The 827-nt window shown below is 41.5% G+C and carries 1 protein-coding gene; it reads left to right on the top strand.

The annotated features are described in order from the left end of the window. On the top strand, nt 1-796 hold a 796-nt coding region (locus tag FLS47_RS00950), incomplete at its 5' end, for an IS3 family transposase (protein WP_149912530.1). Nucleotides 797-827 lie beyond the last annotated feature (31 nt).

Here is an 827-nt window from a genome sequence, read left to right as displayed (position 1 = left end):
CCGTTGGTTGGTTTCACCGGATCCTCCTGGAGAGCAGCGGAGCAAAATGCTTATTGATAAAATACAGAAAGTCCACAAGGAGAGCGGTTACATCTATGGCAGCCCACGTATAACCGCAGAGCTACATAAAGAAGGAGATGTTGTATCAAGATCTTATGTGGCCAGACTAATGAAAAAACACGGGATACGCAGTAAAGTAAAAAAGAAATATAAGATCACCACAGATTCAAGCCATAGCTATAGGATAGCCGAAAATCTCCTCCAAAGAGATTTTTCAGCGGATGCACTCTCGCAAAAGTGGGTCGGTGACATCACCTATATCCACACCAATAAAGGCTGGTTATATTTGACGACTGTTATTGACCTTGCCGATAGAAAAGTTGTAGGCTGGTCTTTAAGTGCAGATATGACAGCAGAAAATACCTCCGTATCGGCAATGAAAATGGCGGTTAAGAATAGAGGTGTGAGAAAAGGGCTGATTTTCCACTCAGATAGAGGTGTCCAGTACGCCTGCGACGAATTTAAATCGATACTCAGGGATAATGACATAATCCAGAGCATGAGCAGAAAGGCGAACTGCTGGGATAATGCGGTAGCTGAGAGCTTCTTCAAGTCATTAAAGGCTGAAATGGTTTATCACAGGAGATTTATAGATCAACAATCGGCTAAATTGGAGGTTTTCGGATATATTGAAGGCTTTTACAATACCAGAAGAATACATTCGGCTTTAGGTTATAAAACCCCTAAGCAGATGGAGGAAATGCTGTTGAAAAAAGAAAAATTAGCAGCAGCATAAAAAAGTCTCTCATTTTTAGTTGCAGTTCCAC

It is taken from the genome of Sphingobacterium cavernae (genome assembly GCF_008520265.1).
In the GTDB taxonomy this organism is placed as follows: domain Bacteria; phylum Bacteroidota; class Bacteroidia; order Sphingobacteriales; family Sphingobacteriaceae; genus Sphingobacterium; species Sphingobacterium cavernae.
This window is presented reverse-complemented; position numbering and strand designations above follow the sequence as displayed.